Consider the following 26110-nt stretch of genomic DNA (forward strand, 5'->3'; position numbering starts at 1 on the left):
TAATTCCCACACTATAATCATTATTATTTCTATTATACTAATACTTTTTTAGGTTCATTTAACTTCTGCATAAAGATACGTGCTGCAAAACTTAAAAATTTATCATCAAAGTGAATAAGATTAATATCTTGACTTGGTGTTGGTTCAATAATACGAACTATGCTCAAAGTATCATTATTAACGAAGTTAACCAGTGAAAGAGGTATTATGGCAACCCCATGTCCATTGTATACAAGACTCAATAGAGAAATAGAAGATTTTGTTTCTATATTTGCTTCGGATAAAGATAACCCTAAACTCTCACAATATATTTTAATAGATTCACGACAACTACATGAAACCATTATTCTACTCAGTCCTACTAATTCTCGAAAAGAAACAAATGATGTTTCATTCAAAGGATGATTTTTTGGAATGGCAAGGACAAGCTCTTCGCTATACAAAAGGGTGCTTGTTAATGTGTCTGGAATTTGAGCACTACGCGTGATGCCTATATCAATATTTTTATCAACGATTTGATTTACAGCAACTTCAGATTCTATAATTTTTACTACGATGTTAGGATAATGTTGTTGAAACTTCATAATATAAGGTGTTAAATAAGTGAGATCCTCTAATAAACCTCCTATAGTAATTACCCCTCTTTTTACCCCCTTTAATTCAAAAATTTCATTATAAACGTCATCAAATTGTTGCATGATAAATTTTCCTTTATCAAATAGCAACTTACCCGCTTCTGTCATTTTGATACCTCTTCCAACTCGATGAAACAAGGGTGTATCAAGTTCACCTTCTAACACACGGATTTGTTGGCTTAAAGTCGGCTGTGAAATACCTAGAACTTCCGCAGCTTTAGTAAAACTATTATTATTACAAACTTGAATAAAATACTCTAAATGACGTAATTCCATTCTTGATACCCACTCTCCGCTTTATGAAAGATTTATAATGAAAAGGACGATATGTATACGTTAATATAACAACTTTATTCCCTACTGTACTGATTTAAATAATATGATTTATTGATTTTGTATTATAATACATTTACTACCACTTATTAATTTTTCCTCCTATTTATTTAATTTATATGTAATTAGGATATTACTAAACAGAAATAGCCTCTACAAACTTACAATTTCTGTGCGTAATATCCTAACTTTTTCAACCGTTTCATTATCATTTTTTTCTCAATATAGTCCAAACTACCAAATATTTGCCGAATCTCCTCTTTATGCTGAGGAAAAATAATATCATCGATTCAATACCTTCTGAAGTAATTGACGCATACATGACACGGCAGTCTTTAGGACATGGTTTTCACCTCTTCTTTTCCAACCTATTCACTACATACGTGATACTACTACTTGCAAGTAATGTTTTGTCTTCAAGTTTTTGTATAGGCTGATCGCCTTTACTGTATAATAGCTTAAGCACTGCAAATTCTGTTGGATTAAGTCCATAAATTTTTATATCCTTTTCAATACGTTTAGTGATTGACTGTAATTCCCTTGATAATATAACAAATAACTTTAAAGATAGGCTCTCATCGTTAATCACCCTCGTAATTACCAATCCTTTACAAGTTATCTTGAATTCGAGATTCATTATATTATCGTCAAAATATTATGTCAATCATTCATTTTAGCTTTATCAAGCCACTTATAATTTATTTCTCAACATAAGACATATGGAATTAGAAGAAAACAATTGTTACTATATAAGTATCTCAATTACGTTATTTCTTTTAAAGAGAGCTTGTTTTCTAACGCAAGTTCTCTTTTGTCGTATTCTAAATTGAATCGGGACAAATTTCAGATAATGATTCTGCCTATGTGTATGATATAGTTTTTAAACAAAGATTAGAGCCCTCCTACAAGAAGAAGAGCTCTAATCTTTCATATAAATATTCACCATTTTTATCATTGCGTGAACATCAAAACTTTAACTTGATGGGGATATGATACTACCTCAATTAATAAATATTCCTAACCATATATCTAGGTTAATATCTATCATATTTTTTATAAAAAGGATTAATTGGATTTAAAAAAAGATTTCTTTTTCTTTACTCGTAATAAATCACCTGTCCATCCTTTCAATCGCATATACAAATACATACCCACTGTTGTGAAAATAATAAATAAGAGAGCGATTAAATAGCTATATTTCCATTCTAGTTCAGGCATATATTTAAAATTCATCCCCCACAATGCTCCTAAGGCCGTCAAAGGCGTACTTACAGCAGTTAATACAGTAAGAGCTTTCATAATTTCATTCCCACGATGAGAAGAAACAACTTCTTGTAAATGAATCATCGTGTCTAATTCTTCTTGGTACTCTTTAACAAGTTGTAATCCACGCTCTAATTTTACGTGTGTTTGTTTATAACAAAGGGTGTTTGTTAGGTTTTCTAACCAAGCTTCTTTCAGGCCTTGTAACACTTCTTGTATTAAGCGAAACACATGTGTGTTCATAAATAATTCATGACGAATATGATAAATTCTTTCTAAAACTGCTATGTTATTATGATGATAAAAATCCCATAATACATTTCTGAAATTGTTTTCGAAATAGTCAACCTTTCTCAAGTAGTGAGATATAAACATTGATAAGATAGCACATAATCCTTCAGCGGAACTATTACAATTTTTTACACTAAAAGAGGAATTATGTATTAATTTTTGAAAATCCTCTTCCTCTTTTTCTTGGACCGTTATCAGTATTCCATGAGCTACGAAATAATGAAGAAAGTTTTGAATTTTGGCGTCCTTTTTATCTTGATCATATAAAAACGAACCATATACACAAGTTTGACTTGGTGATAACGTATAAACATATAATCCATTTTCACAAGGAGAACTTATTTTCTTTACAAATTGAGAGAAATAAGATGTTACATCACGAGGGATTATAGAAGAAAGTTTTTCAAGCTCACTAGTTTTCACATGATACCAACTCCATTTCGGCATTTTTATGCATTCCATATTATTCTTCCTTTCTGAATAGTTTTATGTTTGATCGAATCATATCCGTAATATGAAATTTGTATGTAGGTATTCATGTCTTGGAGGAAAAGTTTTTAGATCATCTAAATTACAAAATAAATGGCATAGGAGGTCTTATTCTTTTAAAAGGAAGACCCCCTATATATTAGCTATTTTTATTCTCAATTTTAAACATTTCCTCTATACAAGCACTTTTTATCCCGCTTTAATGGGCAGTAAGACCCCCGCCTCAAAATTCAGCGAAAGCAAAGAAGTTAGGTGGGGGTCGGGCTGCCCATAAAAGTCCGATTGGTGAGGGCTGATAATCAGTGGGGGATGAAGAACCCCCCCACTGATTAAAGTTTCACTTTATCTTTTCTTATAAAGAATTTATTATATGTGAAAAAGAAGCAACATAATTTGGCACGTCCATTCAACGAACTCCATTTCGGTCGTTATTATAATTTAGATTCATATGCAGATTGATTGGTGATGTCCTCAAATACTTGACTTCCAATAATATAGTATCCATGAAGTGCAGCCTCTTTCGAAGCGTCTACCATACGGAAAGAAGAAATTTCACCTTGCATTTTTTCAATTCGTTTTTTGTGGAGATCTACTATTCCTCCTGTCCAAATAATAGTATCGTACTGTTCTAACTTAAATTGTTCTTGTAATACACGCATGACGTCTTGGAAGTGTGCATCCAACTCTTTTTGAATCAAAGTATGAACCTGTTTTGTCTGAGGATTTTCTTCTCGACATTCATATCTTTTTTCTAATATTTTTGGCATGTCGTTAATATGCAAGTGATTACTTTCACCCCCATGATTCTGCATGATATTCTTAATATTTTTCAAAGGCTTGTTACATCCTAGTTCTGTCTCATAATGATTTAAAATGACATTCTGTTTCATATCTGTCATTTCTAATGTACGAAATCCACCATCAATAATTAAGATACGATCTCGTTCCTGAATGATTCCCTCTTTTAAGAAATAGGCATGTAAAGCGACTGGTTGCTGAAGAATCAAAGCATTTTCCACCGTAATATTAATAAATTTCCCATCAATTTGCACGGAAGTTTCTTTTTTTAGTGCACGTTGTAATTGCTCATGCTGACTACCAAAACAAGTAACGGGAAGCCCAGTAACAACTAAAGGTAACACGACATTTTCTTTATAATCCTTTGCAATGCAACCAAATATTTGTTGTTTAAACCGTTCGCTTTCATAATAATTTTCTATTTCTTCGTCAAATGGAGGAAGAAATGATGCGTCAGATTGATGTGCTTCATTTCCCATGTAGTATGCAAAGTCTAAGTCTATAAAACTTACCTTTGTTAAATCTTCACTTTCAGCATGATTAGGTACAGGGGCTAGTGTGGAAGCTTCACTCTTAATCGTCACCTCAGAATCTACATCCTGTCGATATGCCCGCTTGGTAAAACCAATTCCTACATCAATCGCATACAGAGATCTCATACTTTTTTCCTCACTTTCTCTTTTTAGAATTAAATCTAAGCACTCTCTTCTTTCCCTTCTTTCATATATTTCTTTTCATTTTTCGTTTTTTCTCCATCTATGTCCTTACTATTTTCATTTATTTCGTAATCCTTTTCATCTTTTTTCTTTTTGTTATTTTCGTTTTCTGTTAAATCTTTAATTGTAGAAATGACAACCGGTGTGGCTGTAAGCATTTGTGGTAATGTTTGTTTTGCAACATTAGCTGCAGTTACAGAGAATTGTTTACTTGTCTCAGTTACCTTCTCTAATGTTTCCTTTATGTTTCCTTCTTGTAGTTTGTCTTTTACGCTTTTTCCTGTTGTTTGTATAGCTTTCCGGTTTTCTTTTTTTAATAGGGAGACCATGACTCCGGTCGTAATCCCAATCACAGCATATTTAAATATCGTATGTTTCATTTTCCTCATCCTTCTCTACTTTTATTTTTTTCAATGCTACAACCTAAAATAATTACCTTACCTATTTATCAGATGTTGCAATCTATTAGAGAGAATGATAGTTTTGCGGCTGCCTATCACTCGCCGTTGGTGTTTCAGCTGTTACTAGGAGTAAAATTCTCCCTTGATCTAGTTTTTCTTCATATAAGTTAACTTCCTCCTTCGACAACCCTATTTCCTCCATTTGATTTCGGAGTTCGTCCCCTTTTTGGGAGAAAAAGTTAATAATACTTGTGCCCAATCCTTGTTCTTTTACTCCAATCGTATTTGTGTTTGTATCATCCGCAATCTTTTTTGTTAGATGTTTTTCATGTGTTAAGACGTAAATATCATCTTGGCGAATCCCTTGCAATTCTAGCTCTTTTACTTTCATAACTACTTCCTGTTCATTTTCATATTCATGAACCACCGGTTTTCGTTCATTCTTATGCATGGTATTTTTCCTCCTTTAGATTTTTATTTTTTTATTTAGTTGTTATGTAATATGTAATACACCTATTTTAAAGATGTTAAACCTAAATTTTCGAAAAATTCCATACAATAGGTTATTAATGTTTTTGAATATCAAAGTGATGTCACGAGAACTTTGCTTTGATAAAAGTGTTACAAATAACGATTTATTTGGAAGGCAAGCCCTTTATTTTATAGAAAATTTCTATATAGAAAAAGTTACAAAAGGAGTACAAGATACTTTTTTCGGTAATTAAATCAAAAGAAAAATAAAAAACCAAATAACCTACCATCAAAAAATAAAGAAAACAGGTTATTTGGTTATTCATTCCGTAAGCTTAATGCTCAAGTTAGTCTTTTTTCACACGGTCAAACTTTATTAAGAAAATATTAAGGAATTTCCCTCTATATTCATAAGAATTTTTTCCTATACTTAAAAATAAGTAAATTAACAAAAGGAGAAACAATCATGAAGAAATTTTTACTTTGCATATTAGGAATAGGCCTCCTTATATACTTACTACCGTTCATATTACGCGGGGATTTGGACCGATTTAATCCACTTGCTGAAGAAAAACATGTATATGCCGTTGCGAAAGGGTATGGTGTTCCCGATTATCATACGAACGGTAGAGCTATGTACTCGTTAAAAGGCATTGATGAATCTGGCAATGAAGAAGAGTATACAGTAGGAACGAATACTCCTAATGATTTTATAAGAAAAACTTACTTGAAAATTCATGTGAAAGGTAGGTATGTTTACTCGTACGAGGCTATTTCTGACAAGGATATTCCGGAGAAAATAAGAGGGAAATTGGAGATAGAAGTTAAATAAAAGAGCCCACTCGTATGAGTTGGCTCTTTATTACCTCTCCCGTCTATCATTGTTTTAACAACCATTCTTCCATTACTTTCACTGTTTCATCTTGTTGTGCTTTTGACGTAATTAAGCTAGCATTATCACCTTTTCGCTCGCCATACATGCCGAAATTAGCATGATTCCCCCCTTTTATCATGTGCATAGTTGTATTCTTTGACATTAACTTTTTATTGTTCTCTATTTTTTCTACAGTTGCTAAAGCATCTACTTCTCCATAAATAGATAACATTGGAATCGATTTGGTAGAGAAATCATCTGCGGGATAAGAACCTAAGAAAATGATTCCGTCTACCTTTTCTTCATGCTGAAAAGCATATTTAGAAATCATAGCTCCGCCCATTGAATGCCCTGCAACATACCATTTCTGAACTTCAGGATACTGTTCCATTACACTGTCTACTGCATTGATTCCAAGTATCGCTAAATTTAATGGTAACTTAGGCATTACTACAAAATGCCCATCTTTTGCAAGAGCTTCTCCTAAATAACTATAAGCTTCAGCTTCTACTTTAGCTCCTTGATAAAAAATAACTCCTATTTTAGCATCTTTCTCTCCAAAAACTATATTCTCTTCATCTTTTTTATTATCTACTAGAGACAAAGCCTCTTTCGTTGGTTTATAAGTAAACTGAGACCAAGTCAAAAAAGTAATACTTCCGATAATTAAAATACTTAATACAGAGTACAGAACAATTTTTATCCATTTCTTCACATATATGACCTCCCTAAGATGTGTATATTCTATACTTTAGATTATCATTAATAAAGTGAAATTGTAATCAGCCCTCACCAATCGGGCTTTTACGGGCAGCCCGACCCCCACCTAACTTCTTTGCTTTCGCTGAATTTTGAGGTGGAGGTCTTACTGCCCGTTAATGCGAGATAAACATAAAAACTCGAGCATTTTTATTATGCTCAAGTTTTTATTTACGTCTTTAATTTATACTATAAATTGTCCAAGATAAATATGTAGCAAATGCAGCCCATAAAAAATATGGAATTAGCAACCATGTCGATACTTTAGATAAATTGGAAGAAACCGCTATGAGAAGTAACGTAGTAATAGTGACTAGTAAACAATCTATTGTTGCTAAAAACAAATTTTTTTGACTGAATTGAAAGTAGCTGAACGCTTGATTGCACATATAATTTAAAAGGAATACAAACCAAAATGTTTTTGGCTTACATCCATATTTGTTGTAAATAATTGCAACGGATAATGCAATAAGTCCATATAATACAGCCCAAATCATTCCGATTGTCATGCCAGAAGGCGTCCAAGACGGCTTTTCTAGCGCATCGTACCACATACGATCAATAGGAAATAAAATACTAGAAACATAAAACAAACCATATGTTAGTAAAAATACTATAATACTAGATTTTTTCATAAACATTCTCCTTTTTACTAGAAGATTATAGAAACTTTATATGATTAGTATGTCCTTGTAATGGATAAAATTCTAATATTTAAATTTTGAATACATATTGTTTAATCTATTTTATACGAACTCTTTCATACTTTTATATGCACAAAGTGCTCTCTCCCGCGCTGCCTTATGATCAACAACTGGCAAAGGATATGTATGACCAAGCTGTATATTGGCCTTTTGTAAAATATGCTCAGGTGCTTCCCACGGCTTATGTATATATTTATTCGGTATATCTCTTAATTCTGGCACCCATCTTCTTATATACTCCCCATTTTTATCAAACTTTTCTCCTTGTGTAATCGGGTTAAAAATACGAAAGTATGGTGATGCATCCGCTCCACTTCCAGCAACCCATTGCCACCCCATTGTATTATTTGCAATATCAGCATCTAATAGTGTATCCATAAACCATTTTGCTCCTTCTTGCCATGGGATTAATAAATGCTTTACAAGAAAAGAAGCTACAGCCATTCTTGCTCGGTTATGCATAAAACCTGTTTGCCATAGTTCCCGCATTCCCGCATCAATAAACGGATAACCAGTTTCACCTTTCTGCCATACTCTTAATAACTCCTCTTCATTATTCCACGGAAAATGTTCAAAGTTCTTATTAAGAGGTTTATATACTGTAAATGGATAATGATATAGTAAATAATAAGAAAACTCTCGCCAAATTAATTGACGTATAAAGCTATTCACTTGTTTTTCAAAAAGACTACATTGTCTTTCGGTACTTTTATTTATTAAGTAATGATACATCAACCTCACTGATATTTGACCAAATGAAAGATACGGTGCCAACATCGAATGGACATTTTGATTTGGAAAATCTCTTCCTTCACTATAAGAGGCTAATTTGCTAGAGAAAAATTCCTTAAATATTTTGTATGCCCCTTCTTCTGTAGGCTCCCATATTGATTCCATATGAGATGTCCACGGTATAGTCGACAGCAAGTGTAATTCTGAAACAGATAAGCTTGCTGGTAAAGAGTTTCCTCCCTTTATACTCTGCACTTTACTAATAGGCTTATGTATTACCTGCTTTTGAAATGCATTGTAAAAAGGCGTAAACACCTTATATTCAGTGTTATCTTTCTTTTTAATAATCCACGGTTCTAATAATAAATGCGAATTAAATTCCTTACAGATAATACCTTTATCTTCTAACATCATTTTCATTTTTTGATTAGATTGTAATCTGTCCGGATCATAACAAACATTCCAATATACAGCCGTTATACCTAACTGTTCTATGAGAGAAAATATTTCTTCCTGTGTATTTCCTTTGCGAATTATTAAAGTAGAGCCTAATGTCTCAAGTTGCTTCTTTACATCTATTATTGCATGGTGTAACCACCACTTTGACGCACTTCCCATTGAAAAAGTTTCGTCATGTACATATACCGGAACAACCTCACCAGACTGAGCAGCTTCAAATAAAGCTGGGTTATCATATAAGCGAAAATCTTTTTGAAACATAACAATAATTTTGTTTTGCATAACTATCCCTTCTAATTCTTAAAACATATTAAATTTTATTATATAACAGTAATTTCTACCTAAGAATTTATTTGTCCCTAATAGATTAAATGTATTCAACTACTTTATTAGCAGAAACTTTTGCAACCGTTTCTTTTCCACCTGTTCTATCAATCATGAAACCATGAACTTTAATATCAGAAGGTACTAACGGATGCTGACGAATCATATCTATACTCTTCTTAATATTTTCACTAACATTTTCTTGTCCACTTAGCCATGCATTCAGGCTACCACTTGAAAATTCAGGCATGCAATTTTTAAAGAGATAGTCTAATTTTATATTATCTTTTATGAAATCATGTTGAGTTTGTAGATTAACTGAAGAAGTTTCTTTATCCTCTATTCCGACAACAAAAATTTCTTCAACGTTTTCTTGATAAATAGCAATAATAACAGATCTCATTATATCTCCATAAGGATGTACAATTACAGAATCGTAGCTGTGTATAGTCAACATGTTTTCTTGTTGACTGTTAGTTACTTGTTGGATAATAGGCTCTATTCCGTGTTCAATGTCTGTTAACAATAAAACTTTTTTATTCTTTGAATTCATATGGAGCACTCCTTCTTCATTATTGTACTTATGAAACTTTTAAGCTAGTAACAATAGTTGATTCTGCATTACATGATTGTTACCAGTTTGTCCATTGTCCTTCTGGATCAACACTTGCAAGTCTAACCCATCCATTTTGAACTTTTTCTCGAAATGTGAAATCATTATTTAGCAAACGTTCTATATATTTAATAGGCGCTTGAATTACAATTAGTAAACGAAGTGGTGAATGATACGTCTCACTATCTGACTGCATAACGGATTGCCAAGGTAAGCCTGGTAACAAATCACTTGCATTTCCCTGCATAACACCGAGACCTGCCGTTACGGTTTGTGTTGTTTTGTTTCCACTACCATAATAATGTGGAACTACAGTTGAAGCGTAATATTGTAGATTTATCCACTGAGCTACTGTTCCTGGTCCTGCAATAATGTTAGCTAATATATCGCCACTTTCATCCTGTTTCCAATCATAATTATGGAGGAAAGCCCTACCTTCTAAGTCACAATCCTGAGTTAATTCTCGTTGCCCGATAATAAAAGATGCATTACGGGCTAATCCCCATTCTGGACGTATTTCACTCCAATCTTCTGCAAATCGATGTGCCTCTTTACTCGCATTTTTTATTTTCGTTTTAAAATTTGGTAATTGCGTTAAACGCTCTCTATTTGCATGTTGGCTCACATTTGGCATAATCGACTCGATACAATCAAATGCTTCTTGTGCAGTTTCCGAAAGTTCTGGGACGTAAATCCATTCCAATTCGTCCACTGTTGTTTTATGTTCAGCTGCTGCAAAAATGGTATCCTCAGGAATTTCAATACCTTCAGCAAACAACGCCTCTCGCACTTCTGACAGATTGCATAAAGTAGCAAAAACTCTTGCATTGAATCCTCCTGCTGCTCCGCCACAAGCACCACACTCAAGTGCTGCAGCATAAGGGTTGTTCGTACTTTGACTACTGTGTCCGCACATTACAACTAAAGGAGCAAATTTTTCTGTCAGTCCCACCATTTTTAAAGCTTGACGCACATAGTTCACTTTTTCTTCTTTCGTAAAACCGATAGGTATCTCACCTTTTGTGTCATGAACATGATTAAGCGAGAATGTTGTATCAGGTTTTTGTAACATAGTTTTACGAAGGTTACGAATGAAACCACCAACTCCTCTTGGGACAAAGCTTCTTGTCACCATCTGTAGACCAAGTAAAGGACCACTTAACTCAGGTAGCGCCATACTTGTTAGTACGTTCTGTTTCATCGTTTTAAATGTATAACGCACCGAACTGCCTACCCCCTTACGTTGCTCATAAGATTTCAGTTCATTTTCTTCTGTAAGCTCTTTTATTTGATGTTTCGGTTTGAGTATAACTGGCAAAGAAGGATGGTTGTTATTACTACCTAGTTCACTAGTTGCAATTGGTAATCCAAAGAAACCAGCTATTCCGAATGTTTCAAACGGACCTAATTTTTCAAGGTGGCGACGAAACGGTTCTGAACGTACATCAATACAGAATGCTAATTGAGCTAATACACGCTTTTTATCATTAGTTGCACGTTGTTTAGAAGCAATCTTCTCTCTTAATTGCTCTGCATGCGTCTGTTCCCAAGCTTCGAGCCAAAGTTTCCTGCGAATATTTTCACCAAAACGATAAGCGAATACTAATAATTCACTTTGTTCAGCAGCAGGCATTTGTAACCATTCCTCTATTGAAATATTCCCCCAATAGATCCAAGAAGCTATAAGTGGAACGATCGAAACTTTTTTCTCAACCTTTTGATTTTTTAAAGGTAAATAAGGTTTTGCAATAGCCAGCTCCATAGAAATTCGAACTGCTAAATATTCTATGAGAAGTTCCTGTTCCTGAATTGATTGTTGTGAGCGCCATCGTATCATTCCTGCCCACCCAGGCAAAGAAAGTAAGTGCCCTTCAAGGTAAGCTTGTATATTAGATTCAGAAATTCCTAGTTCAGATAATGCTCTCGCTAAAGCTACTTCGGCATCTTGTGGCCAATCTTTTACAACTTTACGCTCATTTTTACTGAGCGCTGGATCAAATGTAATAAGGTGGTGCCATGCACGATAAAAACCTTTCTCTCGATTTGGCATCGTCCAACTTGATCCGGAGTCATCAAGATATAATTTACACCATTTAATGATATGATAATTAAGAACATCAGATAGGTTTTCACTATTTAGATTCTCTATAAGCGAACTTATTGGCTGCATAACAGAGGCTTTCATACTTGCTGTATTTATATAACTCATTTCTTCTGCCAATTTATTTACTTCTGGCGATGATAATAGACTAGAAGGTAATTTTTCTAACTTTAAAGCGGCTTGGCAAAATCGCTCTGCTTTCTCTCGCGGGATATGAAAAGATTGTGAATCCAGCCAACGAGACAAACTCATTTGTAAAAAAGATTCCTCAATCTCACCTTTCGCTTTTGCCGAATGAATCATGGAGGCACTAGGATAAATATCCACATTACGAGCTTCTTTTAACCAATTCGCGACTTGTTCAAATGATTGCTTTTCAAGTCCCATCCAAGGGTGATGAGCTGCAAATGTAGAGATAGGCCAAAGTGGCGCAATAACATGGCTAGCAGATGCAACTAAATCATTTATAGTATTTTCTTGCATATCAATGTTTGTATCTTTCTTTAATATTGACGGTATGCTCATCACGAATTACCTCCCTTTGATACATAATGTTTCAGATAGCTTGGGTGACTTTCTACTGACTTTCGCCTCGCCTCACCTACTCGAACTAACCAAAGATAAAGTACAGCGAATAAAGTAGAAGATTGATGACGAGTAACGAAAGTACTAATAACACTACTAAATAGTAAAATACATATAACAAAGATAACGGCTGGAGCTGAAGGTTGAACACTTTGATAAATATCAGTATGCAACCATTTATAAAGAGAATTATGAACAGTAAAGTAAATGAGCGAGAATCCAATCAAAACAATTAAGCCAGCAATTCGTCCCATTCTTCCCTCTCCAAAAACAACAAGCTGTTTCCATGAAAAGTATAGTGACCACCCTAATATTAACGCACTAACTAGTTGATACCCCTCTCCAGAAGCCATAAACCAGAAAGTAATTGCTATAAATAATCCTAAAACACGCCCGACTATCATCCATAAATTGGACATCTTTTCATTAGACTGCTTCACTACCCCAAAACGTTCTACTGAAGAACCAGCTTGTAAAAACAGTGTAGCTTTAAACAAACCATGTAAAATTAAATGAATAACAGCCGCTAAATAGGCGCCTAATGCACATTGAATAAGCATAAATCCCATTTGCGCAATAGTTGAACCTACTAGCTGACGTTTATAATCAACTTGGACTAAACTAATTCCTGTACCTATTAAGACAGAAATACTAGAGAAAATTAGTAAAATGATTTGTGCAATATCATCATGAAAAAGAGGTGAAAATCTAGTTAACATGATACCGCCAGCATTTACTAAACCCGCATGCATAATAGCAGAAACAGGAGTTGGAGCAACAGCAGACTCAATTAACCACCTTTGAAAAGGCCATTGTGCTGCTGGAATCATCACAGCCAATATAATTAATAAATTGATTGCTGTTCTTTCCAATGTTCCATGTTGCACTACATTTTCATTCGCTAAAACTGATGTTAACTGCCACTGTCCAGTTATTTGAAACAGCCAGATGATAGCTGATAGTAAGGCAATCCAACTTATTGTAAATAAATAGCCAGAGATTTTTGTTGCTTCACTAACTACTTTCCACCCTTTATTTAGCCCTATGAGTAGAACCAATCCTATAAGCGTTGCGCCCCAACAAATAATCATGAAGCGAAGATCATCACTTAACCATGCAACAGAAGATACACCTGTAGTAAATGTAAAAAGTGCAAAGTATTTTCGATATGAGCGATCCCCCATTAAGTAACGTACAGAAAAGCGCTGAATGATTAAACCAATTGTAAGAACAAAGAAAGCCATTAACCAAGCTAAAGTATCTAGACGCCAAGGCCCCACAACTCTATCTCCATTGTTATTAACAAGTGCAAGCAAAGAAACCAATGAAGGCACAGCAGCGATACCCATATGGATATGAACAAAACGTAAAGGCATCCTTGCATTTAAAAACAATAATCCACTTAGCCAAGAAGCACTAAGCGCGATAAAAAATAATGTTAACAGTGTTGATGAACTTAGCGAAATTAACATGTAAAATACTCCCTTCCAAACGAAAATAACCTATAAAAATTCCTTTTAATTACGATAGTTTTTTTAATTTCAATTTTTATTCACTCTTTTTAGTACATCGTTTTTTCCATAAAAAAAACCGACAACTTCCATAATTCAATGATTTTATATCATCATTGAATTATGGAGATTGTCGGTTTCACTTCAACTAACTTCAATAAAGTTTTTTGAAGAGCTCCCATTTTATAGAGGATAGTAATGTATGTATTACTCCTATTAAAAATAACAGTATATCTCTGATCTCCTAGATTATGCAATCAATATATCAATTTATGTTATGCGCTATCTTTCAATTAAGAAACTTTTTCATTTAGTCAATATTACATATTAAAAAAATGCTAAAGCCTTAATTATAGCAAACAGTTAAAATAAGCATCTATTAATTTTTTAAAACAATTATAAGATAAACTATATTAAGCAGGTTGTCAATTTATTTATCAGTTTTTTTGAACGTTATTCGAATCAGAATTCATTATATCTAAATAATTTCAAATTTTCTTTTCTCTAATTATTACTATATCAATAAAGTTAAATAAAGTGCACAACTTGTATTTTTCTTAATTATTTCACTGCATTTTCAGTTTATCTTCCACTAACCTTATGGTGGTTTTAATTTTTAAAATTTTCCCTCAAGATTATTAAACAATTTAAAAATCATTACTCGTTCACCTGTACGGGAGCTTATATCTGTATGAAAACTCCTCACTTGTTCTCCAGTTAATTCCAGTATAATCTCTTTAAGATCTTCAATTCCAGATTCAACTAGCTCTGAACGATTTTTCTTTATAGTTAGCATACCTTCTTTTGTTTCGCAAACAGTATATTCAGCCGGCGTTAAAATACCTTGTAAATTTACGATAATCATATCCCGTAATATATCTGTCTTAACGGATATAGACCCGCGTCCTAAGTAGTCCTTTTCCCAGTGAGTAATTGCTTTGCTTATCTCTGATTCAATAGAGCCTTTTGAGTTTTTCATCTATGTATCCTCCTTAAATAAAATAAATTTACAATAACAATATAATAATCTGGATTGATTTTATTTTCAATTACTGAGAAGAATTTATTGGGATTATTGTAAGGTATCCTTTCATATCATAATGATTTTTTATATTACAATATAGATTTCCTTAATCATTCCCAACAAGATCATCTTACTATAAAAGCTCTGATACATAACTTTCTAAAAAGGAAATTCCGGAGAAAATAAGAAAACTCTTGTAACGTAATACATAAAAGAAAGAGCCGATTTCTTTATAAAATAGTAAATCGACTTTTGTCTTAGGTATTGATTTAGTAATAAAAACACTTTTTAAAAGAAATAAGCTTATACTATAGACGTTGATCATTCTGGAAGTTTAAACGAAAATGACCCTCATCACTGTATATCCCAAATTCATACCCTTGCTCTTTATACAATTTAATAATTTCAGGAAGAGCTTGTAATGATAGCCTTACTATTGAAATTCTATTATAATTTTGTAATTGAAATAGATTTGAATTAAATAAAAAACCAGAAGAAATTCTATTATTTGGAGGTATCCCAATGAGCCTTTTAATTAGAGAGTTAGAAACAAATGATTTAGACAATTTGCCTGAGATTGATGACAGTTTTATAGTGAATGCTCGGTTAATTCTTTCTCTTTCAAAAGTAAATAGACGCATAGAATATACAGTAGAAGACGTTCCGAGTTATGAAAAAAGTTATTTACAAAATGATAATGAAGAACTGGCGTACAATGAATATATAAATAAGCCCCATCAAATAATTTACATAGCACTGTTACATAACCAAATCATTGGATTCATAGTATTGAAAAAGAATTGGAATAACTATGCTTACATAGAAGATATAACGGTGGATAAAAAATATCGTACACTCGGGGTTGGTAAAAGATTAGTTGCTCAAGCAAAGAAGTGGACAAAAGAAGGCAATATGCCAGGTATCATGCTTGAAACGCAAAATAATAATGTCGCAGCATGTAAATTTTATGAAAAATGTGGATTTGTAATTGGTGGGTTTGATTTTCTTGTTTATACAGGTTTGGATAAGACAAGTGATGAAGTTGCAATTTATTGGTATTTGCATTTCGAATGAAACTGTTTTTAACATGAAACAAAGTCAAAATAAAAACCCCAATCTCTCTCTATATAAAAATTGAGAAATTGGGGTTAAGTTACTTAACAAGATTTTTTATCTAAAACAGATAACTAATTAATAATCCTGCTGATAATAAGAAGCCGAAAATCGTATTTGTCATCGCTGTTGATTTCATTGCAATGCGCATATACCCGGGATCCTTTGCCCCTTTTTGGAAACTTTGAATTGCAGAGATTGGCTTTCTCAAACCTAGGAACATCACTAATGCCCAAGGGCTTATATAACCCATCAATACAATCACCGCGATCCATAAATAAGCAACGAAAAAGGCTACCGCTAGTGTTACTACAGCTTTCTCTCTCCCAAGGAGGATTACCAATGTCTTTCTTCCCCCTTTAATATCTTCTTCGATATCTCGGATGTTATTGGACATGTTGATTGCACCGACTAAAATTCCAATTGGAATGGAAATCAATATACTTTCAACTGTTACAGTATTCGTTTGAATAAAGAAAGCAATTAGTACAAAGCATGTCCCCATTAATAACCCAGAAACTAATTCTCCAAACGGAGTGTACGCAATAGGTAATGGACCACCTGTATATAAATAGCCAACCGCCATTCCAATTAAACCGATGACGACTAACCACCAGCTACTATTCATACAAATATAAATGCCAATTAATGCTGCTACTACATACAATAAAAGCGCAACTGTTAAAACATTTTTTGGCTTCAATCCATGACGGACAATTCCGCCACCAATTCCAACGGATTCAGCAGTGTCTAATCCACGTTTAAAATCATAGTACTCATTAAATAAGTTCGTTGCTATTTGCAATGCTAAACATGCAGCCATCATCGCAATAAATAACAGCCAATCAATTTTGGCAACATAAAGTGATGCCACTGTTCCTAAAATTACAGGAGAAAACGTCGCCGTTAACGTATGCGGGCGCGTCATCTTCCATATTAATTTAGCGGAACTAATTTCTTTTTCTGTCCCCATAACTCTGTTCAATCTCCCAACATTTTAAGTATAAATTACTAGCAGTATCTTTCTATCTATTTCCTGCTTCACATCCATTCATTATATCAATTAATGATTATCCTTTCTAACAAATCTACTATTAATAAAGTAAAAAGTTATAAAATGAAACTTTAATCAGTATGAGTTTTGTCATCCCCACTGATTATTAGTACATATCCATTGGGCTTTTACGGGCAGCCCTCCCTCCCATTCGCTGAATTTTGAGGTGGGAGTCTTACTACCATTTAAAATAGGATAAAAAAGAAGTCAAATTACTTCCAAACAACGCCTCGCCTCTCATATTCCATTCTATATTCAACGGCAGCTGCAATTTTAGGATTTGCGAATCTTTCCGTGATCCAAAGTCCCAAATCAACTCCTGAAGTGACCCCTCTTGCAGTAATCGTATCGCCCTGATCCACAATTCTGTAAGGAAGAAGTTCTGCTCCATATTTATTAATTTCACTCTGCGCCAAATGATGCATTGTTGCCTTTTTATCATTCAACATACCGGATTCAGCTAGTAGCATCCCTCCTGTACAAACGCCAGCAACAATCGTTCCTTCATTGTGCATCGCCCTAATCATTTTGGTTAAAGTACCAAGCTCTGCTTGTTTTCGTGCCCCATGTTCAGCTTTATGATTCCAGCCACCACCAGGTACAATTAACAAATCTGGACGATTATCCATCCGTAAAAAATCATGTACTTTAACTGTAACTCCAAACGAAGTAGTAACTTCTTGCTTTCGTTCACTTGATACGAGTTCAACCGTAAACGGAGCTCCTTCTTCTATGGCTCTGTTTAATACTTCAAAAGGTGCAAAGGAGACAAGCTCTCCAAAACCATCAAACAATACAATTTGTATTTTCATTTTTAGAACACCTCATATGTTTTGTTTTATAAATCCCAAAGGTGAAGAAAGGTTATCTACAAATTAATAATGAAGACAACCTCTCTCCCCTTACTCTATAAACTTTCAAATGCTCCTCTAACCGCCTCGCATCATCTAATACACTTAGCGTTTTCTTTACAAAATTCCAATTCAAACTACCGGATAACCATAACAATGAAGAAAGTCTCTCATAATCATTTGGTGTTAAAATATTATGAGCCTTATATCCTTCTAAAAATGAACTAGTAACACTTGAACACACTTCATGTGACTGTATTCCTTCTGTTCGAGAATACCATTTTATTAAAAAGGCTAGTCCTTCAATGCGATCTACATATCCAATTGATTCAAAATCTACAATTCCTTTTACCTGTTGATTTGAGTCCCATAAAACATTCAAAGGATTTAAGTCTGTTTGTACGATAAACTCTAATTCACTCGTATATGCGCACTCTATATGATATTTAGCTAGATTTATATACTCCCGTACGTCTTTACATGCGCTTGCCTTACTTTCTAACATACTTTTAAACTGGGCATACCCATCCAAATGAGATTTCTTTTGAAAAATCGAGCTTTGAAATGTACTAGAACTATCATGAATCTTTCTTGCCGTCTTTCCAAACGATTCTGCAATAGATTCTGTGCCGTGTGTAAGATGCTCTCCTTCAATCCAATTTGCCAATACAAATCGGTACTGTTCATCATTCCAAGTGACTACTGTAAATGAATCCCCTGACCTATTCTTGTTAATTTTCATAAAAGGAATTCCATGCTCACGTAAATAATATGTAAAGCGTACTTGCTCTTTCAATTGTTCATTTGATAACGTTCCAAAAGCTGGATTGATTGTTCGTTTGCTATTTATAAACCTTGCGGAATATCGCTTTCCATTCACCTTAATTTTATAGTGTAAATCTGTATTCCAACTATTATTATGTAATTCTTCTTCGAGTACTAATGAGTCGATTTCTTTAAAATAATTTATTAAAACATTCCTAATTATGTGTTTCACCCCGTTCTCTCCTTCCATACAAAAAATTAGGGTACAAGCAATTCATCCTATTCCCCATAGCAAAATTTATTTCACTTAATTAAGCATAGCTAGGATATTTCAAATAGGAAATAGAATTATAGAAAATAGTAGATGGGAGGCATATTATTGAAGACCTTAACATTCGGTATAATTGGAGCATTAAGTATCACCTTATTAATTGGATGTACAAGTAATTCAAATGAAACGAAAGCTTCCAATAAAGAAGCATCCACAGCAGTGAAAGAAAAAGAAATTGTATATGAAAACGTTATGTTTGAACAAAAAGAAGTGAGAAAACTTGAGATTAGTCCTGTGAATTCAAAAAGTAGTAATCCAGTAGTAAATAAAGAAAATATGAAAAAAATTTTTACAAGTATGGAAAGCGCAGAGAAAAAAACACTCCTTCTAGATCAAGAGGCCAAAAACTATATACATTCAAAAATGAAGGTTACTTATCAAGATAATTCTATACAAGAATTCTTTGTTTGGATAGAGTCTGATGGTGACATCGTAATAGCAAAAGCGAGCGATGAAACGCACGGCGAAGGTTATGATCTACGTGAGGATAATTCTAAAAAAATCATTCAGTTTTTCAAAAAAGAATCCTAAAACTAATTACGACACAAATAAAAAAGCCGCATTTGCGGCTCATAAACTTATAGAACTAACTCATGCCTATCGTTTCATCGCATCAACAAATTATTCATCAAATAGAAAATAATATCCTACATAGTTACATACATTTGTAAACCCTACATTTTCCACAACTGCGACAGAAGGCTTGTTCAATTCCATACAGTCCCAATATGGAGTAATGTTATTCTCTAAACAATCTTTCACAAAACTATGAGCTATCTTTTGAGCTAATTTTTTCCCTTGGTGCCCTTCTATTGTTTCAATATCTATGCAGTGTATATTTTCAAATACAAACCCTGAAAAACAAACACTCACAATTAGATCATCATAGACAATGCAATAACCGATTCCTTCATTGAAAAAACGATCCGGTGAAGACCAAAACTCTAAAATTTTTGATTGTAAAAATTCAATATTCTTCAATATGTTTCCTTTATTTTCATAGAGAGCTTTACTCATTTTTAGCACTGTATATCCTTCTTCAATTTTAGGTCCATAATGATCTTCATAATCTTCTTTTTTTTGCGTATACACTCTTTGATTCCAACTCTTTAAGTTACTGTGCTGAAATATTCTTTCAATTGTTTTGTTCCACTTTGAATGATTACCAATTGCTTCAAAACAATTTAGTCCAACCTTTCTCGCCTCAGGCTCTATCACATTATCAATAAAACTATTAATTTCATTATTAAACTTTTCATTTTCTACACTTCCTATAAAAAAGAAGCCATCATTATTGCCTAACCAAATAAGACCCGAATTAGGAGAAGATATGTTATCTACAAATATACGACCAGGATTCATCCCTGCAATTACAGCTTTGACTTCTACTTGGCCTTGTTCATTTATTAAACTACTACATTTATAAAAATCATTCTTGCTTAATTCAGAAATCATAAGTTAAACCACCTTTATGAAACCACTTTATTCTAACTTTACCACCATGACAGAATATTCTATATTCTTTTTAATAGTTGTTTTAAACCAATGAAATATATAATAAAGAAAAGAGCCAATCTCCAACACAATAGAAGATTGACTCTTTTCTTTATTTACTCCCCTGTTTCAGAAAATCGTTTTATACGTTCTCCAATTTCATCGCGAACACGTTGAAATTCAGACCATTCTTTTCCTGCTGGATCATCAAATCCCCAGTGAACACGATTCACATGCGGCGGAGTAGATGGACATACAGCATCTGCATGACTACAAAGCGTAACAACTAAATCAGCACTATTTAAAATGTTTGCATCAATTATATCTGATGTTTGATTTGTTATGTCTATATTTACTTCATTCATTGCTTTAATTGCGTTTGGATTTACTCCATAATACGCAAGCAGTTATGCATAAAAACTTGCATATTTTAGGCTATTTAATTGTATTCCTTATTTTGTTAAAGTTACCCGTTAGTTCCATTCCAAAGGCCTCAGCTGATGATTAACTCAAGTACCGATTTCGGATGACCCCCATGTGATGAAGTTCGTGTCCTGCGATGCCGTACGCGAGGGCGCGCGCCGTAATGCTTAGGTTGTTGGCTGTGCCCTTGCGGGTCCACGCCTCCGCCGGTAGCCCGCGCAGCAATGTGATCGTTGATTGCCGTACGGCCCGGTAGTCTTCGGCCAATTGTGCGGTTGTCCAGCTTCCGAAAGGAGGCATGAACAATTCCTGATCGAAACCGGTCAGAGACGTCTGGTCCCCTCTTGCGAACCGGAGCAGGCGGTAGGTCATGACGCGTTCCGCGTCTGCGATGTGGCCCACGACTTCTTTCAGCGTCCATTTTCCTTCCGCATACCGATATGCGGCCTGGCTTTCGGTCAACGATGCCAGGAGCTCGGTCATTTGCTTTTCCTGGGCGAGCAGAATGTCGATGATGTTACCGTCCGGCACCAAACGGATATATTCGCCGGAGCTCCCGGCGTATTCTTCTTCTGACGGTCTTTGATTCATGCGTAGTCACCTCTTTATGTAGATATAGAAAATTATAGCACTCGTCTATGTCTAATCAATTCGCGAAATAATAGAACTTCCCTTCTAATACTTGAGGATAAGCAACTATTTAGTCGGTCGCCACACTATCCTGATTCGTTAACACAATAAGCAATGCTAATCATAATGCATAAAAATTATCTGTTATACAATATTTCGAAGTTATTAATATATAAAGGTAACACCTTCTTTTTTTAATTTAAAGATGAATTTTCAATTATATTTTGAAATGAACCAAAGTAAAACACACTAGTCTAACTACTTTTCTATACAAGATTTTATGCAGAGATCCCTAGAATCCCCGCTATATCAATGATGTATAAAATCTTGTATAAGAGATAGATAGACATAGAGACAAAAAATTTTGTAAAAACAAGGATGCTATGAAAAACTTGCTACCGATAATAGGACGTTATGTTAACCTTGTATGTATACGATATTCACTGTTTTTTAAATAGGGTCTTATGAAAGCTATAACGAAATAAAATAATATATAAGGAGGAGACTATTCTGTTTAGAATGTTATTTAAAAAGTTTATCAAGAAAAAATATGTTTGTTTAGTTTGTGGCTACGATCAGTTGCCGGGACCACTCTATAATGAAAAAGGAATCCCCGATGTAAGTTTAATATGTGCTTGTTGTGCTTTTCAACCAGGGTATGACGATGAAGAAATTGTATGCACTATTGAAACATATCGTGAGAATTGGCTTCAAGAAGGATCTCCTTGGCTAGATACTAAAGAGAAACCAAAACATTGGGATTTAAAGCAACAATTAACCAATGTTAATATAAAAGAGTAACTACCAATAACGAGAATTATGTAAATAAGCTGGCCATGTGGACAGCTTATTTTTTTGCTTAGCGTGCAAAATTCGTGTCTCGTTGGCGGTACCCCATGCCCATCAACTTAAGGGATTTATTAAATAAAAACATAAGCTTTCTGGTTTGGGTTTAAATAGAAACCTGTCAATAAGATTAGGATTGCATTGGAAATGTATCTCTGTTGTTTTTTGTTATATATTTGGACCAGTATACAGTTATGCCAAATCCAATAGTAAGAATTAATCCTGCAAAAATATATGGTAGATTAACATTTACATTAAGTAAAATGCCTCCCGTTGCTGGCCCTATTATATTCCCGAGACTTGTATAAGTAGAATTCATCCCTCCGATAAATCCTTGATTTTCTCCAGCTATTTTAGAAAGTAATGTTGTAATTGCTGGTCGAATTAAATCAAATGCCAAAAAGATGATAAACGTTAAAATCGCGACCATCCAATAATTACCGACAAATGTAGATACAACTATAATTATAGCGGCTATGAATAAGCTATATTTAATGATTCCTTTTTCACCAAATTTTTTTACTAATTTTTCAAAGAACATGATTTGTGCTATTACTCCTAATATGGCGCTTACTGAAATAATTATTGATATATCTTTAGGTGTAAAACCAAACTTTTTATCAACAACAAAGCTAAACATATGTTCATAAGCTGATAAACCACATCCTAAAACAAAAACAAGTAATAGTGGGATAAAATATAAAGGGTGAAAAGATTGTTTAATTTCTTTTAAAAAACTAACTTGTATTTTGTTATCTTGCATTTTAATTCGTTGTTCTTTAGATACAGGTTCTTTCAAAATGAATACTGAAAAACACGCAGCGATACCAGAAATTACTGCTGCAAAAAAGAACGGTGCACGTATGCCAAAATCAGATATAAAGCCACCAATACCAGGTCCAATAATGAATCCTGTACTAATAGCTGCTGATAAATACCCTAATGCTTTTGCTCTGTTTTCTAATGATGTTGTATCAGCTATAAAAGCAGTGACTGCCGGCATCATACATGCAGCACTAACACCTCCTAGTGCTCTAGAAAGAAATAATACCCATATTTGATTTCCAACTCCAAATAAAAATTCAGAAAAGGAAAATAGAATTAACCCTGCTATGATCATTTTTTTTCGACCAAATATATCTACCCATATTCCGGCAATAGGAGATGTTAATAGTTGAAAAAATGCAAACATAGCAATTAAATATCCCATAGTGTCAGTGCCTAAATGTAATACCCTCATATAAGATGGCATTACAGGAACTACAAGACCAATTCCTAAAAATACAATAAATACATTAAATAATGCTAAAACTAAAGCTAAATTTTTCCTATTGTATATACCCATATGACTTTCCTCACCTTATGATTAATTATATATAGACATAAAAAAGCTTTTTTATGTAATTGTCTTTAGCATAAACCTTAAAGTAACTTTAAGGTCAATACAAAAATTAAAGACGTAAAAATATCTATAAGGCGTACGACCAGATCAGGTTGCCCCAAAACGATAAAATGAACTTTATTGCTATAAAAGACTCAAATTTTTCGTTTTGAAGCATTATAAAATTTTAACTTGATGGTGATGGGGTGGGACCCCAAACAGTACGATTTTATTTCAAAGACACAACAATCTTACTACACACTTTTTATTTATCCCACACTCTCATCTGCTAGTATTACTATTTTTTATTACTAATGTTGCCGTTTCACTCGGGTGGCTAAGAGGAAAATGATGGCCATATGGAACAAAATCAACCTTACCAAGATGCGATGGAGCAGAATAGCCTCTGTCATAATCCCCCCAAATAATGTGAAGATTATACTTTGTTACTTCATTGAAATCACCTTGATCGTTTTTCAGTAATAAACTGTTAAGCTGAACCGTAGTATTTAAAATTCTAGGGGAAGTAAAACTTTTACTTATTTTTTCAATATACTGTTCAGGGATGCTCTCCATACTTTCAAACAAACCATTACTTAATAAATAACGCCCTATCAAATTAGTAGTTGCCAATTTTAATGTCCATTTGTTCATAAATTGAGGAACATTTAGCGATTTAGCATTTTTTTTAGCAACAGGTGGCTGAAGTAAAGTGATTGAATACTTCTTATCTATGTACTCTTGTACCAATGCTTCCAGAAGAATAAATGCACCGAATGAATGACCAATTAGATGTGCACCATTCGTAGCTTTCTCCAATAACTTTTTCACTACATTCAAATAGATATCTAGAAGATTTTTCTCTTGTTTAAAAGGAGAACGTCCCAAACCTGGAAGATCCAAGATCCATACAGGTTGACCAGTTTTTTCATGAAGCTCTTGTGCTAAAGGAAATAAATCCTCTCCATCACTCAATAAACCATGTAATAAAATAAACGGTTTACCCTCTCCTTGTAATTGGTAAAGGGTAGTGTTATCGCATAATGTTCGTTTAAATAAATGATTATGCTGGCCATTTTGATACATCATTCGATAATCCAGATCAGCTACTACGGCAGGGAAAAATTTCATTACACTCGCCTTCTTAAACCAATCTCCTCCCATAATTTTTTTCGCTGAAACATTCGAAAAATTTCGTTTTGTAATAAAATTCAGTCCATCAGAAGGAATTTTTGTTATTTTACTTACTCCACTATTCATAATTGCTTTCATAAGTGGCATTGGGACAGAGATTTTTGGTGCCCTCATATTCATACTTTCCGACATAATACTTAATAATTCAGCAATGTTCTGATCGTGCTGTTTGTCTTCAACAAGTGTATATGTTTGAATAGTCGGTTGCTCCAATCTGAAAACCTGCACAATAAACTTCGCAAGCTCATCGTTTGAAATAAGTGGTAACCTATATCCCTTACCTCCAGGAATCATTGGCATGAGCCCTCTTCGCATACTCATCACAAGCAAACCTAATCCTGCTATCTGCTCTGTACTCCCTGTTTTACTACTACCGACTACAGTTGGCGGATTAATTACAGAAAGCGGATAACCTACTGCTGATGCCTGGTGACGGATATAAAGATCTGCTAAAAATTTTGTTCTCTCATATGGATTTTTTATTTTCAAATAATTATTTCCTTCTTTAAACACATCAATTGCAATCTTACTATTTTTATCATCAAAGGGACTCATATAACCTACAACATGAATAAATTGTTGCAAGCCCTTCAATTGATGAATACTTTTAGCTAATTCACTAATATGTTTGGCGCCATTTAAAAATACGGAAGCTGCCTCTTTACTTGTCGCTTGAATATCCATGGGGCCTCCTGCGTGAATAATCACATCCGTTTTCAATACCCTCTCCTTATCTTCAGCACTTAGACCTAAATCTATTTTCGTCAAATCACCTTCAATAAAGTGCATAACTGCCTTTTTTAAGATGCCTCTTTCTTGAAAAATGCGTATTGCTTTACTTTTCGACCTTACTAAAAGAAGAATTTTAACATCCTCTTTGGCTAATTCTTTTACTAATTGCTTTCCAATAAAGCCTGTTCCACCAGTTAAAAATACTGTTCTCAT

24 protein-coding genes and 3 pseudogenes are annotated in these 26110 nt (G+C 33.8%); 5 read left to right on the plus strand and 22 right to left on the minus strand.

What is annotated here, in order from left to right:
* Positions 1-32 precede the first annotated feature (32 nt).
* The 6 genes and pseudogenes from JDS92_RS00645 to JDS92_RS00670 all read right to left on the minus strand — a co-directional run bounded on the left by JDS92_RS00645 (position 33) and on the right by JDS92_RS00670 (position 5377).
* Complete coding sequence (locus JDS92_RS00645; protein ID WP_016108724.1) at positions 33-911, minus strand: LysR family transcriptional regulator; 879 nt, start codon at positions 909-911, stop codon at positions 33-35.
* A gap of 218 nt (positions 912-1129) precedes the next feature.
* Positions 1130-1605, minus strand: a pseudogene (locus tag JDS92_RS30740) (MarR family winged helix-turn-helix transcriptional regulator).
* Between the two features lie 428 nt (positions 1606-2033).
* Positions 2034-2984, minus strand: coding sequence for a magnesium transporter CorA family protein (locus tag JDS92_RS00655; protein ID WP_199631343.1), 951 nt, complete (start codon positions 2982-2984; stop codon positions 2034-2036).
* 458 nt (positions 2985-3442) lie between these two features.
* Positions 3443-4468 (minus strand): ParM/StbA family protein, encoded by a 1026-nt coding sequence (locus JDS92_RS00660; RefSeq protein WP_199631344.1) that lies wholly within the window; start codon positions 4466-4468, stop codon positions 3443-3445.
* Positions 4469-4503: 35 nt separating this feature from the next.
* On the minus strand, positions 4504-4905 hold the full coding sequence (locus tag JDS92_RS00665; protein WP_199631345.1) for a peptidase U61: 402 nt from the start codon (positions 4903-4905) through the stop codon (positions 4504-4506).
* 85 nt (positions 4906-4990) lie between these two features.
* Entirely contained in the window at positions 4991-5377 is a 387-nt protein-coding gene (locus JDS92_RS00670; protein WP_097959827.1) for a YflT domain-containing protein, read from the minus strand.
* 118 nt (positions 5378-5495) lie between these two features.
* On the opposite strand from JDS92_RS00670, the gene JDS92_RS30745 reads away from it, so the two are divergent.
* Both JDS92_RS30745 and JDS92_RS00675 read left to right on the plus strand, forming a co-directional pair.
* The gene (locus tag JDS92_RS30745) at positions 5496-5651 is read left to right on the plus strand and encodes a hypothetical protein (RefSeq protein ID WP_002093610.1); all 156 of its coding nucleotides are present in this window, start codon (positions 5496-5498) and stop codon (positions 5649-5651) included.
* Between the two features lie 212 nt (positions 5652-5863).
* Positions 5864-6229 (plus strand): YxeA family protein, encoded by a 366-nt coding sequence (locus JDS92_RS00675; protein ID WP_098710901.1) that lies wholly within the window; start codon positions 5864-5866, stop codon positions 6227-6229.
* A 46-nt stretch (positions 6230-6275) separates the two neighbouring features.
* On the opposite strand, the gene JDS92_RS00680 is transcribed toward JDS92_RS00675, so the two are convergent.
* The 8 genes and pseudogenes from JDS92_RS00680 to JDS92_RS30750 all read right to left on the minus strand — a co-directional run.
* Positions 6276-6986 (minus strand): alpha/beta hydrolase, encoded by a 711-nt coding sequence (locus JDS92_RS00680; protein WP_199631346.1) that lies wholly within the window; start codon positions 6984-6986, stop codon positions 6276-6278.
* 223 nt (positions 6987-7209) lie between these two features.
* On the minus strand, positions 7210-7665 hold the full coding sequence (locus JDS92_RS00685) for a TspO/MBR family protein (RefSeq protein ID WP_140158617.1): 456 nt from the start codon (positions 7663-7665) through the stop codon (positions 7210-7212).
* Between the two features lie 111 nt (positions 7666-7776).
* The gene (locus tag JDS92_RS00690; protein ID WP_199631347.1) at positions 7777-9207 is read right to left on the minus strand and encodes a cryptochrome/photolyase family protein; all 1431 of its coding nucleotides are present in this window, start codon (positions 9205-9207) and stop codon (positions 7777-7779) included.
* 85 nt (positions 9208-9292) lie between these two features.
* Positions 9293-9802, minus strand: a complete 510-nt coding sequence (locus tag JDS92_RS00695) for a carbonic anhydrase (protein ID WP_097959823.1) — start codon at positions 9800-9802, stop codon at positions 9293-9295.
* Positions 9803-9881: 79 nt separating this feature from the next.
* On the minus strand, positions 9882-12488 hold the full coding sequence (locus tag JDS92_RS00700) for a DUF2309 domain-containing protein (RefSeq protein ID WP_199631348.1): 2607 nt from the start codon (positions 12486-12488) through the stop codon (positions 9882-9884).
* Positions 12488-14020, minus strand: coding sequence for an NADH dehydrogenase subunit 5 (locus JDS92_RS00705; RefSeq protein WP_199631349.1), 1533 nt, complete (start codon positions 14018-14020; stop codon positions 12488-12490). Before JDS92_RS00705 ends, JDS92_RS00700 begins: the two co-directional genes overlap by 1 nt.
* Positions 14021-14675: 655 nt before the next feature.
* Positions 14676-15038 carry a Na-translocating system protein MpsC family protein gene (locus JDS92_RS00710; protein ID WP_199631350.1) on the minus strand — a complete coding sequence of 121 codons (363 nt, stop codon included), beginning with the start codon at positions 15036-15038 and terminating at the stop codon, positions 14676-14678.
* Positions 15039-15391: 353 nt separating this feature from the next.
* Positions 15392-15508 (minus strand): annotated as a pseudogene (locus JDS92_RS30750) (polysaccharide deacetylase family protein); the annotation flags it as partial.
* A 97-nt stretch (positions 15509-15605) separates the two neighbouring features.
* On the opposite strand from JDS92_RS30750, the gene satA reads away from it, so the two are divergent.
* Positions 15606-16157, plus strand: a complete 552-nt coding sequence (satA, locus tag JDS92_RS00720) for a streptothricin N-acetyltransferase SatA (protein WP_199631351.1) — start codon at positions 15606-15608, stop codon at positions 16155-16157.
* 100 nt (positions 16158-16257) lie between these two features.
* Here the strand turns inward: satA and menA are convergent, their stop codons facing one another.
* The 3 genes from menA to JDS92_RS00735 all read right to left on the minus strand — a co-directional run bounded on the left by menA (position 16258) and on the right by JDS92_RS00735 (position 19116).
* Positions 16258-17169 (minus strand): 1,4-dihydroxy-2-naphthoate polyprenyltransferase, encoded by a 912-nt coding sequence (gene menA / locus JDS92_RS00725; RefSeq protein WP_199631352.1) that lies wholly within the window; start codon positions 17167-17169, stop codon positions 16258-16260.
* A gap of 293 nt (positions 17170-17462) precedes the next feature.
* The gene (locus tag JDS92_RS00730) at positions 17463-18062 is read right to left on the minus strand and encodes a DJ-1/PfpI family protein (protein WP_016108735.1); all 600 of its coding nucleotides are present in this window, start codon (positions 18060-18062) and stop codon (positions 17463-17465) included.
* 52 nt (positions 18063-18114) lie between these two features.
* Positions 18115-19116 carry a phosphotransferase enzyme family protein gene (locus tag JDS92_RS00735; protein ID WP_199631353.1) on the minus strand — a complete coding sequence of 334 codons (1002 nt, stop codon included), beginning with the start codon at positions 19114-19116 and terminating at the stop codon, positions 18115-18117.
* Positions 19117-19245: 129 nt separating this feature from the next.
* On the opposite strand from JDS92_RS00735, the gene JDS92_RS00740 reads away from it, so the two are divergent.
* The gene (locus tag JDS92_RS00740) at positions 19246-19728 is read left to right on the plus strand and encodes a YhfM domain-containing protein (protein WP_016108737.1); all 483 of its coding nucleotides are present in this window, start codon (positions 19246-19248) and stop codon (positions 19726-19728) included.
* Between the two features lie 90 nt (positions 19729-19818).
* Here the strand turns inward: JDS92_RS00740 and JDS92_RS00745 are convergent, their stop codons facing one another.
* The 3 genes and pseudogenes from JDS92_RS00745 to JDS92_RS00755 all read right to left on the minus strand — a co-directional run bounded on the left by JDS92_RS00745 (position 19819) and on the right by JDS92_RS00755 (position 21705).
* Positions 19819-20652 carry a GNAT family N-acetyltransferase gene (locus JDS92_RS00745; protein ID WP_098644484.1) on the minus strand — a complete coding sequence of 278 codons (834 nt, stop codon included), beginning with the start codon at positions 20650-20652 and terminating at the stop codon, positions 19819-19821.
* Positions 20653-20807: 155 nt separating this feature from the next.
* A pseudogene (locus JDS92_RS00750) lies at positions 20808-21086 on the minus strand (arsenate reductase/protein-tyrosine-phosphatase family protein); the annotation flags it as partial.
* A gap of 109 nt (positions 21087-21195) precedes the next feature.
* The gene (locus tag JDS92_RS00755; protein WP_199631354.1) at positions 21196-21705 is read right to left on the minus strand and encodes a DinB family protein; all 510 of its coding nucleotides are present in this window, start codon (positions 21703-21705) and stop codon (positions 21196-21198) included.
* A gap of 558 nt (positions 21706-22263) precedes the next feature.
* Between JDS92_RS00755 and JDS92_RS00760 the strand changes: the two genes are divergently transcribed.
* Entirely contained in the window at positions 22264-22545 is a 282-nt protein-coding gene (locus JDS92_RS00760; protein ID WP_087988155.1) for a hypothetical protein, read from the plus strand.
* Positions 22546-22720: 175 nt separating this feature from the next.
* Here JDS92_RS00760 and JDS92_RS00765 read toward each other — a convergent pair whose 3' ends face one another.
* Positions 22721-23935: an MFS transporter gene (locus JDS92_RS00765; RefSeq protein ID WP_199631355.1), complete on the minus strand. Its 1215-nt coding sequence runs from the start codon at positions 23933-23935 to the stop codon at positions 22721-22723.
* 318 nt (positions 23936-24253) lie between these two features.
* Positions 24254-26110 carry an alpha/beta fold hydrolase gene (locus JDS92_RS00770; RefSeq protein WP_199631356.1) on the minus strand — a complete coding sequence of 619 codons (1857 nt, stop codon included), beginning with the start codon at positions 26108-26110 and terminating at the stop codon, positions 24254-24256.

The sequence above is a fragment of the Bacillus cereus group sp. N12 genome, assembly GCF_016483575.1.
GTDB classification, from domain to species: domain Bacteria; phylum Bacillota; class Bacilli; order Bacillales; family Bacillaceae_G; genus Bacillus_A; species Bacillus_A toyonensis.

Coding starts and splice junctions, on each gene's coding strand:
- JDS92_RS00645 (WP_016108724.1), bottom strand. CDS start 911: ATGGAATTACGTCATTTAGAGTATTTTATTCAAGTTTGTAATAATAAT.
- JDS92_RS00655 (WP_199631343.1), bottom strand. CDS start 2,984: ATGGAATGCATAAAAATGCCGAAATGGAGTTGGTATCATGTGAAAACT.
- JDS92_RS00660 (WP_199631344.1), bottom strand. CDS start 4,468: ATGAGATCTCTGTATGCGATTGATGTAGGAATTGGTTTTACCAAGCGG.
- JDS92_RS00665 (WP_199631345.1), bottom strand. CDS start 4,905: ATGAAACATACGATATTTAAATATGCTGTGATTGGGATTACGACCGGA.
- JDS92_RS00670 (WP_097959827.1), bottom strand. CDS start 5,377: ATGCATAAGAATGAACGAAAACCGGTGGTTCATGAATATGAAAATGAA.
- JDS92_RS30745 (WP_002093610.1), top strand. CDS start 5,496: ATGTTTTTGAATATCAAAGTGATGTCACGAGAACTTTGCTTTGATAAA.
- JDS92_RS00675 (WP_098710901.1), top strand. CDS start 5,864: ATGAAGAAATTTTTACTTTGCATATTAGGAATAGGCCTCCTTATATAC.
- JDS92_RS00685 (WP_140158617.1), bottom strand. CDS start 7,665: ATGAAAAAATCTAGTATTATAGTATTTTTACTAACATATGGTTTGTTT.
- JDS92_RS00690 (WP_199631347.1), bottom strand. CDS start 9,207: ATGCAAAACAAAATTATTGTTATGTTTCAAAAAGATTTTCGCTTATAT.
- JDS92_RS00695 (WP_097959823.1), bottom strand. CDS start 9,802: ATGAATTCAAAGAATAAAAAAGTTTTATTGTTAACAGACATTGAACAC.
- JDS92_RS00700 (WP_199631348.1), bottom strand. CDS start 12,488: ATGAGCATACCGTCAATATTAAAGAAAGATACAAACATTGATATGCAA.
- JDS92_RS00705 (WP_199631349.1), bottom strand. CDS start 14,020: ATGTTAATTTCGCTAAGTTCATCAACACTGTTAACATTATTTTTTATC.
- JDS92_RS00710 (WP_199631350.1), bottom strand. CDS start 15,038: ATGAAAAACTCAAAAGGCTCTATTGAATCAGAGATAAGCAAAGCAATT.
- satA (WP_199631351.1), top strand. CDS start 15,606: ATGAGCCTTTTAATTAGAGAGTTAGAAACAAATGATTTAGACAATTTG.
- menA (WP_199631352.1), bottom strand. CDS start 17,169: ATGGGGACAGAAAAAGAAATTAGTTCCGCTAAATTAATATGGAAGATG.
- JDS92_RS00730 (WP_016108735.1), bottom strand. CDS start 18,062: ATGAAAATACAAATTGTATTGTTTGATGGTTTTGGAGAGCTTGTCTCC.
- JDS92_RS00735 (WP_199631353.1), bottom strand. CDS start 19,116: ATGGAAGGAGAGAACGGGGTGAAACACATAATTAGGAATGTTTTAATA.
- JDS92_RS00745 (WP_098644484.1), bottom strand. CDS start 20,652: ATGATTTCTGAATTAAGCAAGAATGATTTTTATAAATGTAGTAGTTTA.
- JDS92_RS00755 (WP_199631354.1), bottom strand. CDS start 21,705: ATGAATCAAAGACCGTCAGAAGAAGAATACGCCGGGAGCTCCGGCGAA.
- JDS92_RS00760 (WP_087988155.1), top strand. CDS start 22,264: ATGTTATTTAAAAAGTTTATCAAGAAAAAATATGTTTGTTTAGTTTGT.
- JDS92_RS00765 (WP_199631355.1), bottom strand. CDS start 23,935: ATGGGTATATACAATAGGAAAAATTTAGCTTTAGTTTTAGCATTATTT.
- JDS92_RS00770 (WP_199631356.1), bottom strand. CDS start 26,110: ATGAGAACAGTATTTTTAACTGGTGGAACAGGCTTTATTGGAAAGCAA.